Raw genomic sequence first — 694 nt, forward strand, 5'->3', positions numbered from 1 at the left:
AATTGTCTTGCCTGCTGGGGTGACGACTGGGTTGCCAACGTGTTCTGTGATATGACCGTCCTTTGAATCTACATCGTAAGTGGTTGTAGTAACTGTTTTACCCTTAGCTCCTTCAACGCGTTCATTAGGTGTGTCAACTTCTCTTTCACCATCTCTGACATACTCAACTTCTGGTTCAATCGGGGTTTCTACGACTTTGGATTTGGCACCAACTTTAACGACTTTTGGTACCATTTCTGTTCTACTAACGACCGGTGTTTCATCCGTTACCGTACCATTAGTTTCATTAACAAGTGTTGATGTTGTTGTTACTATCTTACCTTCAGATCCATTATTGGTAACCGTATTAGTTCCTACATCTTTGGTTTTATCTGCTTCATACCGTGTTGTTATCGGAATTATTTTGGTTACGACTTTGGATTTGACGCCATTTGGACTGGCAATGTCTTTCCTTACTGTAGGAGTAAGAGCACCTGTGCTTGCATTCACTTCGTAAGTGGTAGTCTTCTTAACAATATTATCGCCTTCTTTAAGGTATTCAACCTCATCTTTAGCTGGGACCTTGACCACTGTCGGTTTTGATGGGACTACTACTGCCGGTTCTTCATGTGGAATGAGGCTGCCATCTGTCGAATTCACAGCATAAGTGGTAGTTACTGTTTTAGTTCCTGGAGTACCAGCTACTGTGATTTTA

General features: G+C 41.9%; 1 protein-coding gene. It reads right to left on the bottom strand.

Going from position 1 to position 694, the window contains the following annotated elements; translation table 11 throughout:
* On the bottom strand, window positions 1–694 hold a 694-nt coding region (locus tag HMPREF1048_RS10050), incomplete at both ends, for a G5 domain-containing protein (protein ID WP_000586104.1).

It is taken from the genome of Streptococcus mitis SK575 (genome assembly GCF_000257865.1).
Classification (GTDB): Bacteria; Bacillota; Bacilli; order Lactobacillales; family Streptococcaceae; genus Streptococcus; species Streptococcus mitis_CQ.